Genomic DNA, 16870 nt, shown 5'->3' with positions numbered 1-16870 from the left:
GGTACTCCATGACCCGCTTACATAATCTTCAAAAGCAATTCTTCGGGCTCGGCATCGATGGAATGTTTATTACCAGTATGCCCAACATTCGCTACCTCTCCGGTTTCGCCAGCGATGAGCCGGGGGTCGCAAGCCTGCTTGTATCCGCTGAACAATCCTATCTAATTACGGATTACCGCTTTGGCGAACAGGCGCAGGAACAATGCTGCAATGGTGTCGAAGTGCTTGTGCGGGATCGCGCCCGAGAAAACCTTGGGCAAACCCTTCGCCGGCTCGCCGTGGGCAATAGCGTCCAGCGACTGGGTTTCGAACGCGACCATATCAGTTACAGTCAGTGGCAGGCCATCGCAGTGGATCTTGCCTTCGTACCAGAATATTTCAAGCCACTTAGCGGCGTGGTGGAACTACTGCGCCGTAAGAAAGACCACACGGAATTGGCGCATATGGCCAAAGCCGGTGAAGTAGCCGATAAATCACTGGAGCAACTATTCGGTAAACTCCGCCCTGGCTTGACCGAGCGTGAGGCGGCGGTTGCGCTGGAACACGCGCTACTCAAGCGCGGGTCAGAGGGCACGGCATTTCCGACTATTTTTGCTTCTGGCCCACGTAGTTCCCGCCCCCATGGCATGCCATCCGATCGACTCCTGCAAAGAGGCGACATGATCACCATTGATTTTGGCGCGGTAGTTCAGGGTTACCGATCGGATATGACGCGCACCTTCGTATTGGGCAAGGCGAGCGAACAACAGCGCGAAGTTTACGCCCTGGTCAAGGAAGCGCAAAAATTGGGGGTGGCCAGTGTTGCCACGGGAATTCCCTGCTCGGAGCCGGCTAGAATCGTGGCAGATTTTCTACGCAACAGTCCCTACGGCCGTTTTGCCGGTGACGGCCTGGGTCACGCCATTGGACTCGAAACCCACGAAAAACCCTACTTTACCGAAAGCGACGATACCCTTATCGAGGAGGGGTTTGTGATGACCGTGGAGCCCGGCATTTACATTCCGGGCTGGGGCGGTGTGCGTATTGAGGACGATATATTCGTGCGCGACGAAGGGGTTAAGAGTATTACCAACTTCCCGCGGGAGCTTATTGAAATCGCGTAATGGAGAACGGGGAAAGGTCCACTTCAGGCGCCTTTCCCTCCATCTGATCGGCGAGCAGTTCCGCACTAATCGCCGCCTGGGTCAATCCCAGGTGCTGGTGGCCAAAGGCGAAGGCAATCCGCCGGTCTTCAGGCGCGGTTCCCAGTACCGGGAGTGAATCCGGTAGTGACGGCCTGAAGCCCATCCAACGTTGCGCACCCGTATCCCGGATTCCCGGTAACAGCGCCCGAGCATGCTGGTACAGGATATCCGCGCGCGCAAAATTGGGGGCGGCGTTCAGCCCGCCCAACTCTACGGTGCCGGCCAGTCGCAACCCCTCCTCCATGGGTGTCATTACAAATGAACGTTCGAAAGACACCAGAGGCCGATTCAGTTCACATCCAGACTCCGGCAGCATCAGGTGATAACCCCGTTCGGTATCCAGCGGTACGCGATAGCCCAGCTGTGCTGCCAGCGTTTTTGACCAGGCACCGGTCGCAATAACCACTTGCCGAGACTCCAGCACAGCCCCACTGGAAAGCCGAACGTTTACAGAGCGCCCGGTGCGCTCGAGCGCGACCACATCCTCGCATAACAACTTGCCACCCGACTGTTGAAATTTCTCCGCAAGCGCCGTTACCAGGCGGTAGGGATTCACCGTATGTGCGGTGCGCGGAAAAAACAGGCCTCCCGCGACGCCGTCACCCAGTGCAGGTTCCATCAAACGGATCTCACGGGCAGAAAGTGTTTCAATCTCAACACCAAAGCTGCGCAATAGCTCAACGGTCGATTGATTTTTTTGCACGGAATTCGGTTTTTCGTACACCGTCAGTGCGCCGCGCTTGGTCATTAGTGCGGTCAGACCCGTGCGCGCCAACAGCCGGTCATAGCTTTCTATAGAGCGGCCGTTTAACGCACGCAAGTGCCGGCAGGAATTCTCCACATTCGCCGGCAGCGCCGCCATTCCAAACCGCACGAGCCAGGGTAATATTTTCGGCAGGTATCGCCAGCGAATCGACAAGGGGCCCAGCGGGTCCATCAATAGCTTCGGAACCGACAAAATGGTTTTCATATTAGCCAGGGGCAAAACCACATCCGTAGCAAAGTGTCCGGCGTTGCCGTACGAACAACCCCGCCCCGGCGTATCCCGGTCTATCAGAGTGACCTGGTGACCGCGCTGCTGTAATTGCTCGGCAACAGCAACACCCACAATACCCGCACCGATAACCACCGTACGGGGTTGTACGCTCAATGAAGATTTCACTGCTAAATCCCGCCCCTTACCCTACGGCTTCCGCGTTTCCCACTTTCAGCGCCTCAACACCGGCCTCACGGGTCAATGCGGCAAACGCATCTCTTGACTGGTTTTCGATGCGGTCGCTGTGCACCAGTACACAATCCTCAACCCGTACGCCGCCATATTTTTTGAAGCGCTCAATCTTATCCCAGTTGACCCTGAAACTGTGCTTACTGTTCGACAACTCCGCGAGCAACATCTCCATAAAATAGATACCCGGCTCAATGGTCAACGCCTGCCCAGCCTCAATATTGCGCGCGTTCCGCAGGTACGGAGCACGCGGGTCACGCAAGCGAGGACGCTCCCGTGGCGCCATCAGGTAGCCGCCTACATCGTGTACCTGCAAGCCGATAAAGTGACCCAGGCCGCAGGGAAAAAATGCGCTGGTAATACCCTCACTCACCATATCTTTGGGCGACATCATTACGAAATCGAAATCCCTCAGGATACTGGCAATCATGTAATGCGCTCGCCAGTGCAGATCAGCAAAGCACTGTCCTACTTCCACTTCCGAGACGAGCGTTTGCTGGGCAGCATCCAGCGCCTGCAAGAGGTTGGCGTAGTCACCACTGCGGAAGGCATAGCTACGGGTAATGTCGCTGGCATAGCCCAGATAGTCAGCCCCCGCGTCAATCACCAGAGAGTGGATATCCGTAAGCTGCTTTTTTTCCCGGTCCGCGCCGTGGTAATGCAGCACAGAGCTGTGAGAATTGACCGCCACGATGTTGCCATAGGGTAATTCCGCTTCCAGCACACCTGCGCCCGCCAGGTATGCATGGTGAATCTCCAGCTCGGTACCGCCGGTAAGGAATACGTCTTTCGCCGCCTGGTGCCCCTGTGCACTGCGGCGGTTGGCACGCCGCAGGCACTCCGCCTCATATGCGGTCTTGTATGCCCGGTGGTAGTGCAGTTCATTGATCAACGCCGATGGGTTGACCCGGGATTTCGGCAAGTCCGGCAGGCAGGAAGCATCTTCACCGATAAGCGCGCAGCGCTCGGTATTGCCCGCAAGCGCATTGATCACGTCGTCGAAGGACGTTGCCAGGACAATGTCAAACGCTTCCGTCCAATAGCCTTCCGGATCCGCGGGTGGTTTGTGCCAGTAGTCTTCCGGCTGGAAGTAGATAAGGCGGGGCTTTTCGCCCAGACGAAAGTCCACCGCGCATTGAGGATGCTCCAGAAGCGGCACCCAGTGTTTGAAATGCGGGTTTACCTTAAATGTGTAGTGATTGTCGTCCAGAAACGGCAGCTTGGACGAGCCGGAGTAAATGACAACGCGGTCGAACCCGTGAAACGACATGGCGCGGGTGTGGCGCCGAATAATTTCTTCGATATGCAGTTGATACAGGTTGGTCAGTGACATCCACCCTCTCCCTTTGTGCTCTTAATAGTTTCAGTGCGCTCTGTTTTGTGTACTGCCAATAACCAGCATTTCCACGCTTTGCGCTGATGAAAAACAGATTTGGGTTGACAGCCTTCGAAAACTTTATTTATTGTACACAATAACAACTAAACGCAAAGGGCTTTTTCAACAGACATTGTTGGCCACCCGTTTGCACTTTCAAACCATGATGAGGAAGTCACATGCAAATCGAATGGAGCGGCGTATTCCCCGCAGCAACCACCCAGTTCAACGCCGATGAGTCCCTGAATATTCCAGCCACACTCAAGCATCTCGATGTCATGCTGGACGCGGGAATCAATGGCCTCGTAATGCTCGGTACCGTGGGGGAAAACTGCTCACTGAGCCAGCAAGAGAAAATTGAAGTGCTCGCGGCCACGGTGCAGCATGTGGGGGGCCGGGTGCCGGTACTGACCGGTGTTTCGGAGTACACCACCTCCCAGGCCTGCGAGTTCGCCCGCGCCGCAAAAGACGCCGGCGTCGATGGTCTGATGGTACTGCCGCCCATGTCCTACAAGGCCGATGCAGATGAAATCGTCACCCATATCCGTGGCGTCGCTGCGGCTACCAACCTGCCGGTGATGGTCTACAACAACCCGGCATGCTACGGCGTGGATGTCTCCGCTGAAGCCGTGGCCGAACTCTCCCAGGTAAGCAATATTGTCGCAGTCAAGGAAGCGTCCGATGACCCCCGCCGCCTGACGGATATCGCCAACCTGGTGAGCGACGATTTTGTCCTCTTTTGCGGTGTCGACGATCTCGCTCTGGAAAGCATTGCCCTGGGTGCCCACGGCTGGATCTCCGGCCTGGTGAACGCATTCCCGCAGGAAAACCGTCTGATGTGGGATCTGGCCACCAGTGGAAACTATGAAGAGGCGCGCAAGGTATACCGCTGGTACACCCCGCTGCTGCACCTGGACACCAAACCAAAACTGGTCCAGTACATCAAGCTTGCGGTACAGGAGTGCGGCTTCGGCAGCGAGCAATGCCGCAACCCCCGCCTGACACTGACCGGTGCCGAACGCGAGTCCGTGCTGCACACCATCCACACCGCCATTGCCACCCGCCCGGTGATCAAGTAACGCCATGAGTGGAGAATTCGCCATGTACACAGCCCCTGTGCTGATCGCGGGCGAGTGGCGACAAGCGGCCGAATGCGGCCGCTTTCAGCCCACCAACCCGTCTAGCAAAGAAGCCATTGATCGCAGCTACCCGATATCGAACTGGCGGGATTGCGAGGCCGTACTGGATGCCGCGGCGCAAGCCGCCTCGGCGCTGCACTCGGTAACCGCGGAAACGCGCGCGCAATTTCTCGAGCTGTACGCCGACGCCATCGAAGCCGCGGCCGAGGAGATCTGCGCGCTGGCCCATGAGGAAACCGGCCTGCCTCTGAGCCCGCGCTTACGGGATGTTGAATTGCCGCGTACCACCGGCCAGTTGCGCGCGGCGGCGCACGCCGCCCGGGACGGCTCATGGGCCCAGGCCACCATCGATACTTCCAACGATATCCGCAGCATGCGCAGTGCTATCGGGCCGGTGGTCATATTCGGACCAAACAACTTTCCGCTGGCCTTCAATGGGCTCGCCGGGGGCGATTTCGCCGCAGCCATCGCCGCTGGTAACCCCGTAATCGCCAAGGCCCACACCGCGCACCCAGGGACTTGCCACAAGCTCGCCGGTCTTGCGTTGCAAGCCCTCAACCAGTCAGGGATGCCCGCAGCCGCGGTGCAGATGCTGTACGCCATACGTCGGGAAGACGGCTACCAGCTTATGGGCGACCCGCGGTTGGGCGCCGGGGCATTTACCGGTTCACAACCCGCGGGCCTCGCCCTCAAACAGGTCGCGGACCGCGTAGGCACCCCGTTCTATGCGGAACTCTCCAGCATCAACCCGGTTATTATGCTGCCCGGCGCCCTGCGTGAGCGCGGTGCAGATCTCGCCGAAGAATTTGCCGGCAGCTGCCTGATGGGCACGGGGCAGTTCTGCACCAACCCCGGGATGGTCATCGTCCCCGCCAACGATGACGGCGAGCTGTTTATTGCCCGAAGTGGCGAGTTGTTTGATGGCGCGGAGCCCGGAACACTACTGAGCGCCGGAACACAGCAGGGATTGCAACAGGCCATAGCGCAACTGCGCGCCGCCGGTGCCACCCAGGTCACCAATAGAAACGATATGGACAGCGCACGTTTTAGCGTACCCAACACGCTCCTGTGTGTATCCGGCGAGGGCTTTCTGCAAAACCCCAAGGCCTTTCAGACCGAGGCCTTTGGTAACGCAGCACTTGTTGTGGTGAGCGAGTCGGTACAGCAGTCCGCCGATATCCTGCGATCACTGGAGGGGAATCTTACCGGGTGTATTTACTCTTCCCGGGCAGGTGTGGATGATGAAGCCTATGACAAGCTGGCGCCGATTCTGCGCGACAAGGTCGGCCGTTTACTGAACGACAAGATGCCTACCGGCGTAGCCGTTTCGCCGGCAATGAATCACGGGGGGCCCTTCCCTGCCTCCGGTCACCCCGGGTTTACCGCGGTGGGCATACCGGCATCGATGGCCCGTTTCAGCAGGCTCGACTGCTACGACAACGTGCGACCGAACCGGCTGCCGCCACTCCTGCAGGATGGGAATCCAGTAAACGCCTGGCGCCAGGTGGATGGCAACTGGACCCGGGAACCGCTGCCCTGACCCACCCGGCCAGAGGAAGCGCGTTAACGAAACAAAAACGATAAAAAATGACTGGAGAGCAATTGTGTACGCCACCCAGGATCACACGATAAAAGTCATCGACTCCCATACCGGTGGCGAACCTACTCGCGTCGTCGTTAGCGGCGGCCCGGACCTCGGCAATGGCAGCATGGCGCAGCGACTGCAGAATTTTCAGCAGCACTTCGACCACCTGCGCACCGCGTTAATCCGTGAACCCCGGGGGTCAGATGTCATGGTCGGCGCATTACTCTGCACCCCGCAGAACCCGGGCAATGCCGCCGGAGTGATTTTCTTCAATAACGTCGGCTACCTCGGTATGTGCGGCCACGGCACTATCGGCCTCGCCGCCACCCTCGCAAGAACCGGTGCTATCGCGCCGGGTACCCACACGCTGGAAACACCGGTGGGCGACGTGCGCTTTGTACTGCATAACAACCACCGGGTGAGCGTCGAGAATGTACCCAGTTACCGTTACCGGAAAAGTGTACCGGTGTACGTAGACGGTATCGGAGGCTTCAGTGGCGATATCGCCTGGGGCGGCAACTGGTTTTTCCTGATCTCCGACCACGGGCAACACGTCAGCGCAGACAACACCGATCACCTCACTGATTTTTGCTGGCGGGTTCGGCAGGCGCTACGCGAACAGGGTATTCGCGGGGAGAACGGTGAAGAGATCGACCATATCGAACTCTTCGCGCCGCCCTCCGATCCTGCGGTGGCGGACAGTAAAAACTTTGTTCTTTGCCCGGGCAAAGCCTACGACCGATCCCCCTGCGGCACCGGCACCAGTGCAAAACTCGCCTGCCTGTATGCAGACGGAACGCTAAAGGCGGGCCAGACGTGGCGGCAGGAGAGTATTATCGGCAGCCTTTTTGAAGGCTCGGTGCAACCAGCGCCCGGGCCTGCGGGCTCGGCCAGTCCGGTTATTCCGACCATTACCGGCAGCGCCTATATCAGTGCGGAGACCACCGTCATCATTGACCCGGAAGACCCGCTCGCCCACGGTTTCTAAACAAAAAAGGCTTGCCGTTTGGCAAGCCTTTTTTGTCATGGGCTGGTGTTCAGCTGTACTTTCGCTCGTGGATGTATTCAATCATCCGCGACACCGCCTCCCGCTGATCCCGAATGTGATGGCTCAGCGCCTTGCGCGCGCCCTTCCAGTCTTTCGCCAGCAGACATTCAACGATATCGCAGTGCTCTCGCGCCATCTCGCGCTTCACCTTTTCATCGATTACCGCGTAATTGAACAGCGCGTTGTAAAACGGACTGTAGCGTTTAAAAAACTCCGAGATATAGCGGTTTCCGCAGCGCTCAATCCAGTAATCGTGCAGGTCAAAATCCAGTGCCGATTCCGCATTGCCTTTTGCCGGCCTGTTGGCCTTAAGTAACTGCTCCAGCTCGTGATCGGTAAAGTGGCCGCGCGCGAGATCCAGTGCCTTCAGCTCGAGCATTTCGCGAATATCCAGATAGTCGTGCATATCCTGCTCACTGAAAGGATGCACTCGCCAGCCACAGCGAGGGACGTGCTCGATCAACCCCTCCCCTGCCAGACGGGAAAAGATCTGCCGCACCACCGTACGGCCAGCACCGTACTGCTCCGCGGTGGCATTTTCCCGCAAGTATTCCGTGTCCTGCTTCAGGCTCCGGGTAATCACATCCTGACGAATGATGTCATAGAGCTTTTTCTCGGTGGCGTCCTCACGCGGCGGCTCGAGCTTCACGCCCTTCAAGACTTCAGGCTTCGCCTCCAGGCGGCCGTTGTCTTTGCGGTGAATTACGCCCTCGTCCACCAGCTCGTCTACCGCATGCCTTACCGGCGTGAGGCTTACCTTGTAGTGTTCAGACATGGCACCCAGAGTCAGCTTATAGGGCAGACGGCCCTCGGCCTGGAGAACGGCTTTTACATCGGATTTGATAAATTCAGTAATGGTCATTTAGCCAGCACTTGCTATTATTTTCGGCCCGCGCGGCAGCTTTTGGCCTGGCGCGGCACATAATTCAGGTAAAAATTTTACACAAGACAGGCAGTATCGCCCATGTTGGAAAAGTTGAGCAAGCTCCTCGATGTAGAGCAACTGGACACCAATCTGTTCCGTAGCCGGGAGCATGTCGAGAACTACCGCAAAGTATTGTTTGGTGGCCAGGTCCTCGGGCAGGCACTGATGGCCGCTGCGCGCACCGTCGAAGACCGCCTCCCCCACTCGCTGCACGCCTACTTTCTGCGTCCGGGCAGCAGCGAAAAGCCTGTGATTTACGATGTAGACCCGATTCGCGACGGCGGCAGCTTTACCACCCGCCGGGTAGTGGCGCGCCAGAATGGCAAAGCCATCTTTAATATGTCGACCTCCTTCCAGATCGAAGAGCCGGGGTTTGACCACCAGGTGGATATGCCCACCGAGGGTCTGATTCAGCCAGAAGAGCTCAAGAACACCCAGCAGCTGGCAGAGGAAGCCGGGATGCAGGGGGCGGCACAGAACCAGCGCCGCTACATGGTGGATTTCCGCCCGGTGGACCCGATGAGCTATTTCGACAACGCCGTGCGTGAGCCCCGCTGCATGTTCTGGTTCAAAGTGGACGGTGAGCTGTCTGACAGCCCCATCGAGCACCGCAGCGCCCTCTGTTACGCTTCGGATATGGCGCTCCTCGGCACCGCTCTGCAACCACACCCGATCAGCCTGTTCGACCCGCATCTGATGCCGGCAAGCCTCGACCACGCCATGTGGTTCCACCGCCCCTTCCGCGCAGACGACTGGCTGCTTTACGTGACCGATAGTCCATCCGCCAGCGGCGCGCGCGGCTTCTGCCGCGGCCAGATCTTTTCCCGCGACGGCAAGCTGGTTGCGTCCACGACGCAGGAAGGGCTGATCCGCCAGATCAAAAAGTAAAACGGCCTCTGGCGCCTGCGGGTGCGCAGGCGTTAAAATTAAATGAAATCAGTGGTTTACAGAAGCGGAACGGCTGTTATAATGCCGCCCGCTTCACAAGGAAGCCACAGCAGATTTCGCAATGGGATCAACGCTGTACAAGTCGGTGAGTAGCGCAGCCTGGTAGCGCACTTCGTTCGGGACGAAGGGGTCGGAGGTTCGAATCCTCTCTCACCGACCATTTTCTTTTTCTCCCCCCTTAATTTTTCCCTACTCGACAGCAACCTGCATGCAGTGATTCTATTGCCAGGTCACCTTGCCAAATTCTCCCGAACTTTCTCGCCCTTCCCGCCACTCCCCTCGCACCTCAAAAGGATTCATTGCGCCCGAAAACATTTATTGTTATTGTCGTCAAAAACAATATTAAACCGTTGCGGCGGACGCATTATGACTACCAGCACACCACCCACGCTCAATTCGGAACTGCCATCCTATGCGACGGCAAACGGGATGCAGATTGATGCCATTGACATGCACACTGCTGGCGAACCACTGCGGGTCATACTCAATGGATTTCCGGAGCTCACTGCAGACTCCATCCTCGGCAAGCGCCGCCTCGCGCGAGAACACTATGACCATTTACGACGGGCCCTAATGTGGGAACCCCGAGGGCATCGGGATATGTACGGTGCCATCGTGGTTCCGCCAAACGATAACGGTGCGGATTTTGGAGCCCTGTTTATTCATAACGAAGGCTTCAGCACCATGTGCGGCCATGCGGTGATTGCACTGGCAAAACTCGCGGTAGAGTTGGGCTGGGTAGCGCAGGTTGCACCGGACTCTGAAGTGCCGGTAACCATCGATGCACCCTGTGGCCGGATACACGCATTCGCACGCACCGACGTACGTGGACAGGTGATTTCCACACGCTTTCACTGCGTGCCATCCTTTGTGGCAGCGCGCTCGCTGACGGTGGATGTGCCTGAGCTGGGACCAATTCGTTACGACATTGCCTACGGCGGTGCGTTTTACGCGTACGTGGATGCCGCGCAATTGCCTTTTTCCCTGGCCGAACATAATGCCGAGCAACTGATTCGGGCGGGGCGATCCATCAAGCACTGTGTTCAGGCCAGCGGTCCCGACATTGTGCACCCCGTCGAGCCGGACCTGGGATTCCTCTACGGCACCATTTTTATGGACATGGCGCCTTTGCAAAAACCCTTGTCGGGTCAAACGATACCGGAGACAGGCCAGAAAGTTCTTAGCCGTAACGTCTGCGTGTTTGCCGACGGTGAACTGGACCGCTCTCCGACAGGTTCCGGTGTGTCCGGCAGGATGGCCCTGCATTTTGATCAGGGACTGTTAACAAGAGAGCAAACCCTGGTTGCCGAAAGTATTACCGGTAGCTGTTTCTCCGGAAAGATTGCCGAAACGCTGGCGTATTCCGGGCTGTCAGCAGTGATTCCGGAGATTGCAGGCACGGCACATATCACCGGGCAACACCGCTTTTACCTGGACCCGGATGACCCATTCAAGTTTGGCTTTCTGCTTGGCCATTAATTTTTATCTGACTGATAGTATTTGATTCACCATGAAATTTATCGATGCCAAAACCGTCCGCGAAACCATCACCTACCCCCGACTGATCGAGGCATTGCGCGACGCATTCCGCATGCAGGATATCGAAGTACCGCAACGGCACCACCACCACTTCTGCTATTCACACACCCACGATAACGAAAATACCCTGCTGCTTATGCCCGCGTGGCAGGCGGATGGATTTCTCGGTGTAAAAACCGTGATCGTTGCGCCAGACAATCGCAATGAGCCATCAATTCAGGGGCACTACGCCCTGTTTGATGCGAGTACCGGTACACCCAAAAGCATAATGGATGCAGCGAGTATCACTGCCATGCGCACAGCGGCCGCATCCGCGTTGGCCGCAGACTACCTGGCTCCGGCAGAGGCGCGCACGCTTCTGATGGTGGGCACCGGTACCCTGGCACCTGAACTGATCCGGGCACACTGCAGCGTGCGCCCAATTGAAAACATTTTGGTCTGGGGGCGATCGAAAGCGAAAGCGCAACAGCTGGTCGAGAGTCTTTCCGAAATGCCCTGCACGATTTCAGCGTGTGGTGATATCGAGCAGGGTATGGCGCGGGCCGATATCGTGAGCTGTGCAACCCTGAGTAAAACACCGCTGATCCGCGGAAACTGGTTGCGGCCCACACAGCATATCGATCTTGTCGGTGCCTACCGGCCGGATATGCGGGAGGCCGACGACGCGCTGATCCGGCAGGTCGCACTGTATGTGGATGTGATGCCACACGCACTGACCGAAACCGGGGACCTTAGCCTCCCCATTCAAAGTGGTGCCATCAGTGCAAATTCGGTATTGGGCGACCTCCCGGCACTCACCCGGGGCCCCGTACCTGCAACACGCACTGGGGTAACCTGCTTCAAATCAGTGGGACACGCCCTTGAAGACCTGGTTGCGGCGAGCCTGGTCTACGCCACACTGAACGCGGCCGAGAACAGCGCTGCGGCGCAGATGGAAGCACACTGAAGCACACCGCAGCGCACCGAAGCGCGCTTTCGCCCCCTTGAAAAGGCCTTCACAATGACCAGTTCCCGGGGTCGCGCCCCGGGAGAATGAACGCTACCCTCTGGCACTGTTCGCAGGATGTGTTGTCCCATCAGTTAATGCGGAGTTAATGCGCATTCAACATACTGTTGATACGCAACTAACACATCTATCACCAACAAACAGAGCCAGAACGTATTCATGCATCATTTTTGGAACACCTGCTCTTCTCCTAGATACGCATTTTGGGGCGTAATGGCCCTATTTCTCAGCATTTTCATACCTGTTGCGCATTCGGCAGACGAATCAATTTACGATGTTCGGTATGAAGTCGAGCTGAAGCCGGGTGAGGATTTCGCACATGTCCGGATCGCGGTTTCCGGCGACGCACTCCCCAGTCAGCTGACCCTGCACCTCAATCCGGAGCGCCATTCGAAAATCGCCGGAGATAATGTGACTCTGGAAGGTGACAAAGCCATCTGGAAACCGGGCAAAGATCACAGTGAAATCGAGTACCGCTTCAAAATTGACAAAAAAAAATCGTCCGGTAGTTACGACTCCTTGATGACCGACAAGTGGACGATCCTGCGCAGCGACAAGCTGATCCCGCCGATCTCCGCGCGCGCGCCCAAGTCTCTTCAGTCACGGGCGACGCTTCAGGTAAACACTCCCAAGAACTGGAATACGCTCGCGCCCTACGCCAAAGACGACAATGGCAATTTCCAGCTGAAAGATCCCGGACGCCGCTTTATTCGCCCGAAAGGCTGGATGATTTCGGGGCGGATCGGCAGCCGGCAGGACATTATCGATGGTACCGACACCGTAATCGCGGGCCCCCTCGGCATAGGCCTTCGCCGCCAGGACACACTCGCGTTTTTGGGCTGGACGCTGCCCGAGCTCAAAAAGGTGTTCCCGGAGTTCCCAAAGAAACTGTTGATTGTCATGGCGGATGACCCTATGTGGCGCGGCGGCCTATCTGGGACCCGCTCCCTCTTTATGCACGCCGACCGGCCGCTGATTTCCGGGAACCGCACGAGCAGCATGCTGCACGAGCTGGTACACGTAGGTACCGGCATTCGCGGCGACAAGGAGAGCGACTGGATCGTGGAAGGCATTGCCGAATACTACTCGCTGCAGACACTGCGCCGCACCGGCGGCATCAGCGAACGGCGCTACCAGGAGGCCCTCGAAGAACTGGCGGAATGGGGAGAGGAATCGCCGAATCTGCTGGTCAAACGCTCATCCGGACCAATCACCGCACGGGCCACGGTGGTGCTCCACCAGATAGATCAGCAGATTCAAAAGTCCAGCGATGGCAAACGCAACCTGGATGAAGTGGTTACGGCACTGGCCGCTGAGCGCGGAGAGATTACGCTGGAAAAATTCCGCAAGCTGGTGGAACAGGCCGCCGGCGAACCCGTGCCGCAGTTGGACCGCACATTTCTTACAGGCAAAAAAAAGCCCTGACGACGGGGGGGGGAGAGCGTCAGGGCCAAGACCATTAGGAGTGAAACTTGGAGGATTTCATCCTTACAACACACTGGGTGCCCGTATGGGGGCAGACACCCGGCCGGCACTACTAAACACGACGTGGGGGGAGATGTGTGCTAGCCAGCTACTCTCAGTATTGGTCAGGTCCGGGGGATTGCCAGCGAGATTGCCAAATAACTTAGAACAATTGGCAATAGAAAGCGCCGATCCATTTCATCCAGTTATTACATCCTCCACCCTCGGCGCCAAAACACTCCATGGCTCACAAATTGAGCAGAATTAACCAGATCGTGAATTGGCCTTGACTAATCTCGGGCAAACCATAGAATAGCGGCCTCTTGCACGCCCTGGCGCGCGTAAGTATCAGAAAACGCTGGGATTTTTGCTGTCATTCCGCTAAAATCCGCGGCGTTTTCATCGCTTCAAGCGACACCTATGGCTAGGTGGCAGAGTGGTCATGCAGCGGACTGCAACTCCGTGTACGCCGGTTCGATTCCGACCCTAGCCTCCATTTTCCTCCAGTCTGATTTTGAGACTGACCCAATCGGCAGACTTCCTCCACATCTGTCGATCGCCCTATCTGCCCGGATGGTGGAATTGGTAGACACAGGAGACTTAAAATCTCCCGTCCTTTGGGACGTGCCGGTTCAAGTCCGGCTCTGGGCACCACCTTCCGTTTTCTCCTAAGCTTCACTGGCACCCTTGCTCTTCCCAACCTGCTGTGGCGGCACGCCTTTCGGAAGCAAATGATATTCACCCTTTCCTGCGCAGTCGCGATCGTTGCGGCCATCGCTCTGCTCGCCAGACTAAAAAAGCCGGACGCAAAAATATCGAACGTTTTGCGTCTGCCCGCTGACGCAATACAGACCCTGCTTGGCATGAGCGCCAGGCTCGCCTGCTCTGCGCACCATATTTCAGGCTTTACATCTCAGCGCATTCAAAGTGACCTGCGCAATTATTCGCCACTGTTCTCGCTGGTATCTATCCACCAAAGCCAGGGAATCACTTGCGCAAAAATTGGTAATCTCGTCAGTGTCAAAGCAGCATTTCGCCCCTTGCAAGGTTGCGTATTCATCGGCAAGCAGAGTTCCGCGCACTTGCACGCGCAACCCACCAATATCACCCGGAATAGAGCCGAAACCAGAACCCGGCTGCAATACAAAGAGCACAGCCCTGCCCTGCAGGAACTCCTGCAAACCCAACTGCAACACGATCACGAATCCGGACTGGATACCCGAGCTCTGCTGGTAATTCAGGGTGGCGAAGTACTGGCGGAAGCCTACGGCTTAGGGATATCCCATCACACACCGCTGCTCGGGTGGTCCATGAGCAAAAGCCTGCTGGCAATATTAATCGGGCGCCTGGAAACCCTGGGGCTTGCGGATACCGCCACCGGAGATCTTTTTCCGGAGTGGCATAACGACCGCCGCAGCGAGATAACACTCGAGCATCTGTTGCAGATGTGCGACGGGCTCGAATTCGACGAAACCTACCGCCCCGGCAGCGATGCCACACGTATGCTGTTTGGCCCCCTGCCTGCTTCCCGCTATGCCCTGCAACGCCCGCTGGCGCACTCCCCCGGGCACCATTTTTCCTACTCATCGGGCAGCACCAACCTGCTGGCGCGCTGGATGCATCAAACCCTCGGAGGCACAGAGGCGGCACTGGCCTTCTGGAAAAAAGAGTTTGCAGAGCCTCTCGGCCTGACGAGCGCGATTCTCGAACTCGATAGTGACGGGGTATTTATCGGCAGCTCATACGGGTACGCCAGCGCTCGGGAGTGGGGGCAGATAGGCTGTGTACTGTTAGGTAATCCCGGCCTGGTAGATAGCGCCCCGCCATTCCTGGACCCTGCCTGGCTCACCCGCGCCACGCGCGCCAACCAAAGCGACAACGACCCGCGATATGGCTATCAATTGTGGTTGAACAACCGCACCAATCGATTGCCGCAGCTGTTTCCGCAACTGCCGGCAGACAGCTTTTTCATGCTCGGGAACCGGGAGCAAAAGCTGATGGTAGCCCCCTCCCGTAACGCAATCGTGGTCAGGCTCGGCTGGTCGGCCTCTCCCTACCCCATCGAAGACCGTTTTGGTGAAATACTGCAAACACTGCCGGGTTAACCGCGGTGTGGGCTTTCCAACATGGCCAGAAACAGTCGGGGCTCTTCGGGGCTGGCCCGAAGCCCATACTTCTCCGAAACCGCCATAAACCGCCGCAGATAATAGTGCCTTACCGGACCGTACGGAGGCATCCACTGGTCTGGGCCTTTATGCCCTTTACTCTGGTTGCGCCCATCATCTACCAGCCACAGGTTGTCCGGATCTTCTGCAAAGGCGCGCTTCTTTTCGCGTGACCAAAGGGCGCCGCCACGCTCGTGTGCCCATTTGAGTGGAACGATATGTTCCACGTCGAGATCTGAGGCCAACTCAAAGAAATTTCCGGTGTATGGGTCCATCCACAAACCGCTGGCCACCTTGCACTGACGCGCATCACGGTAGGCGATCGGCGCCAGGGAATAGCGGATCAGCAATTCGTGGCGCGTATCCTGGCAATCCCGGTCGGCATCCGACCAGCGCGGCAGCCATTCGCTGCGGCGATAGGTATTTTCGCCGGCCGTGGCAGTTATCGCAGCGCACAGCAAACCGGGGAACAGCAGGCAATAAACGAGAAAGGAACGGGAAGAAGCAAAAGCTTGAGAACGCGGCACGACAACTCCACTGGCGCATAAAAGCTCGAATGGAACTATCGTACCCGAAGAGTTGTGGCGCGGAAATTACCGGCGATAGGGTAAATTGAAAATTGTGACGGCCTCGACCCGGGCATTACCGGGCCGAGTAAACGGGATTCAGGATTTGGTTGTTGCGTCGCCACTGAGTGCCGGCCAGGCAGCCCGCAAATAAACCACCATGGTCCACAGCGTCAGCGCTGCGGCAACGTACAGCAAGATATAGCCGATTGTTTCCATAACGGGAAATTCCTGCACATCAAACGCGAGCAAAACAATGATCGCGGCCATCTGCGCCGTGGTTTTGATCTTCCCGATATAGTTCACCGCCACACTGCTGCGCAGCCCCAGCTCCGCCATCCACTCCCGCAGTGCGGACACAGCGATCTCGCGGCCAATAATCACGGCAGCAGCGATGGTAAACAGGCGGTGATCGTGCAGGTCGACCAGTAATACCAGGGCGGTGGCCACCATCAGCTTGTCAGCCACCGGGTCCAGAAAGGCACCAAACGGCGTGCTCTGATTCATTTTGCGGGCGATATACCCGTCGAGCCAGTCAGTGGCAGCAGCAATGGAGAAGATCAGTGCGGAGGCAATATAGCTCCACTTGTAGGGAAGATAGAAAACCAGCACAAATACCGGAATCAGCGCTACGCGCAGCAAGGTCAATTGATTGGCAAGGGTCATGCTGGTCCTTTTACATTCGCTGAACACACTTCGTC

General features: G+C 57.4%; 14 protein-coding genes and 3 tRNA genes. 12 read left to right on the top strand and 5 right to left on the bottom strand.

Going from position 1 to position 16870, the window contains the following annotated elements:
* Positions 1 to 8: 8 nt before the first annotated feature.
* Entirely contained in the window at positions 9 to 1103 is a 1095-nt protein-coding gene (locus ACXAG1_RS02160; RefSeq protein WP_475118797.1) for a M24 family metallopeptidase, read from the top strand.
* On the opposite strand, the gene ACXAG1_RS02155 is transcribed toward ACXAG1_RS02160, so the two are convergent.
* A complete protein-coding gene (locus ACXAG1_RS02155) occupies positions 1087 to 2346 on the bottom strand; it encodes an NAD(P)/FAD-dependent oxidoreductase (RefSeq protein ID WP_475118796.1) in 1260 nt (419 codons plus the stop codon). The genes ACXAG1_RS02160 and ACXAG1_RS02155 overlap by 17 nt on opposite strands.
* 16 nt (positions 2347 to 2362) lie before the next feature.
* Positions 2363 to 3742, bottom strand: a complete 1380-nt coding sequence (pepQ, locus tag ACXAG1_RS02150; protein ID WP_475093074.1) for a Xaa-Pro dipeptidase — start codon at positions 3740 to 3742, stop codon at positions 2363 to 2365.
* 221 nt (positions 3743 to 3963) lie between these two features.
* Here pepQ and ACXAG1_RS02145 point away from each other — a divergent pair, with 221 nt between their 5' ends.
* From ACXAG1_RS02145 to ACXAG1_RS02135, 3 genes are all read left to right on the top strand, one after another.
* Positions 3964 to 4863: a dihydrodipicolinate synthase family protein gene (locus ACXAG1_RS02145; protein ID WP_475118795.1), complete on the top strand. Its 900-nt coding sequence runs from the start codon at positions 3964 to 3966 to the stop codon at positions 4861 to 4863.
* A 22-nt stretch (positions 4864 to 4885) separates the two neighbouring features.
* A complete protein-coding gene (locus ACXAG1_RS02140) occupies positions 4886 to 6463 on the top strand; it encodes an aldehyde dehydrogenase (NADP(+)) (protein ID WP_475118794.1) in 1578 nt (525 codons plus the stop codon).
* A gap of 64 nt (positions 6464 to 6527) precedes the next feature.
* Positions 6528 to 7496 carry a proline racemase family protein gene (locus ACXAG1_RS02135; RefSeq protein ID WP_475118793.1) on the top strand — a complete coding sequence of 323 codons (969 nt, stop codon included), beginning with the start codon at positions 6528 to 6530 and terminating at the stop codon, positions 7494 to 7496.
* A gap of 49 nt (positions 7497 to 7545) precedes the next feature.
* Here ACXAG1_RS02135 and ACXAG1_RS02130 read toward each other — a convergent pair whose 3' ends face one another.
* Positions 7546 to 8418, bottom strand: coding sequence for a GntR family transcriptional regulator (locus tag ACXAG1_RS02130; RefSeq protein WP_475093078.1), 873 nt, complete (start codon positions 8416 to 8418; stop codon positions 7546 to 7548).
* 102 nt (positions 8419 to 8520) lie between these two features.
* Between ACXAG1_RS02130 and ACXAG1_RS02125 the strand changes: the two genes are divergently transcribed.
* From ACXAG1_RS02125 to ACXAG1_RS02090, 8 genes are all read left to right on the top strand, one after another.
* Entirely contained in the window at positions 8521 to 9369 is an 849-nt protein-coding gene (locus tag ACXAG1_RS02125; RefSeq protein WP_475118792.1) for an acyl-CoA thioesterase, read from the top strand.
* A 143-nt stretch (positions 9370 to 9512) separates the two neighbouring features.
* Positions 9513 to 9589, top strand: a tRNA-Pro gene (locus tag ACXAG1_RS02120).
* Positions 9590 to 9795: 206 nt separating this feature from the next.
* Positions 9796 to 10908 (top strand): proline racemase family protein, encoded by a 1113-nt coding sequence (locus tag ACXAG1_RS02115; protein ID WP_475118791.1) that lies wholly within the window; start codon positions 9796 to 9798, stop codon positions 10906 to 10908.
* Positions 10909 to 10939: 31 nt separating this feature from the next.
* Entirely contained in the window at positions 10940 to 11914 is a 975-nt protein-coding gene (gene lhpI, locus ACXAG1_RS02110; RefSeq protein ID WP_475093081.1) for a bifunctional Delta(1)-pyrroline-2-carboxylate/Delta(1)-piperideine-2-carboxylate reductase, read from the top strand.
* Between the two features lie 273 nt (positions 11915 to 12187).
* The gene (locus ACXAG1_RS02105) at positions 12188 to 13399 is read left to right on the top strand and encodes a hypothetical protein (protein ID WP_475093082.1); all 1212 of its coding nucleotides are present in this window, start codon (positions 12188 to 12190) and stop codon (positions 13397 to 13399) included.
* 461 nt (positions 13400 to 13860) lie between these two features.
* Positions 13861 to 13934, top strand: a tRNA-Cys gene (locus ACXAG1_RS02100).
* 71 nt (positions 13935 to 14005) lie between these two features.
* Positions 14006 to 14092, top strand: a tRNA-Leu gene (locus tag ACXAG1_RS02095).
* A gap of 77 nt (positions 14093 to 14169) precedes the next feature.
* A complete protein-coding gene (locus ACXAG1_RS02090; protein ID WP_475093083.1) occupies positions 14170 to 15543 on the top strand; it encodes a serine hydrolase domain-containing protein in 1374 nt (457 codons plus the stop codon).
* Here the strand turns inward: ACXAG1_RS02090 and ACXAG1_RS02085 are convergent.
* Together ACXAG1_RS02085 and pgsA are read right to left on the bottom strand one after the other, a co-directional pair.
* Positions 15540 to 16130, bottom strand: a complete 591-nt coding sequence (locus ACXAG1_RS02085; protein WP_475118790.1) for an HNH endonuclease family protein — start codon at positions 16128 to 16130, stop codon at positions 15540 to 15542. The genes ACXAG1_RS02090 and ACXAG1_RS02085 overlap by 4 nt on opposite strands.
* Positions 16131 to 16268: 138 nt before the next feature.
* The gene (pgsA, locus tag ACXAG1_RS02080) at positions 16269 to 16835 is read right to left on the bottom strand and encodes a CDP-diacylglycerol--glycerol-3-phosphate 3-phosphatidyltransferase (protein ID WP_475093085.1); all 567 of its coding nucleotides are present in this window, start codon (positions 16833 to 16835) and stop codon (positions 16269 to 16271) included.
* Between the last annotated feature and the right edge of the window lie 35 nt (positions 16836 to 16870).

The sequence above is a fragment of the Microbulbifer sp. ABE4_465 genome, from assembly GCF_056160765.1.
This window is presented reverse-complemented; position numbering and strand designations above follow the sequence as displayed.

What these genes read in the sequence shown, in the direction of transcription:
- ACXAG1_RS02105 (WP_475093082.1), top strand. Translation starts at nt 12,188, where the DNA reads ATGGCCCTATTTCTCAGCATTTTCATACCTGTTGCGCATTCGGCAGAC.
- ACXAG1_RS02125 (WP_475118792.1), top strand. Translation starts at nt 8,521, where the DNA reads ATGTTGGAAAAGTTGAGCAAGCTCCTCGATGTAGAGCAACTGGACACC.
- ACXAG1_RS02140 (WP_475118794.1), top strand. Translation starts at nt 4,886, where the DNA reads ATGTACACAGCCCCTGTGCTGATCGCGGGCGAGTGGCGACAAGCGGCC.
- pepQ (WP_475093074.1), bottom strand. Translation starts at nt 3,742, where the DNA reads ATGTCACTGACCAACCTGTATCAACTGCATATCGAAGAAATTATTCGG.
- ACXAG1_RS02145 (WP_475118795.1), top strand. Translation starts at nt 3,964, where the DNA reads ATGCAAATCGAATGGAGCGGCGTATTCCCCGCAGCAACCACCCAGTTC.
- ACXAG1_RS02090 (WP_475093083.1), top strand. Translation starts at nt 14,170, where the DNA reads ATGATATTCACCCTTTCCTGCGCAGTCGCGATCGTTGCGGCCATCGCT.
- ACXAG1_RS02160 (WP_475118797.1), top strand. Translation starts at nt 9, where the DNA reads ATGACCCGCTTACATAATCTTCAAAAGCAATTCTTCGGGCTCGGCATC.
- pgsA (WP_475093085.1), bottom strand. Translation starts at nt 16,835, where the DNA reads ATGACCCTTGCCAATCAATTGACCTTGCTGCGCGTAGCGCTGATTCCG.
- ACXAG1_RS02130 (WP_475093078.1), bottom strand. Translation starts at nt 8,418, where the DNA reads ATGACCATTACTGAATTTATCAAATCCGATGTAAAAGCCGTTCTCCAG.
- ACXAG1_RS02115 (WP_475118791.1), top strand. Translation starts at nt 9,796, where the DNA reads ATGACTACCAGCACACCACCCACGCTCAATTCGGAACTGCCATCCTAT.
- lhpI (WP_475093081.1), top strand. Translation starts at nt 10,940, where the DNA reads ATGAAATTTATCGATGCCAAAACCGTCCGCGAAACCATCACCTACCCC.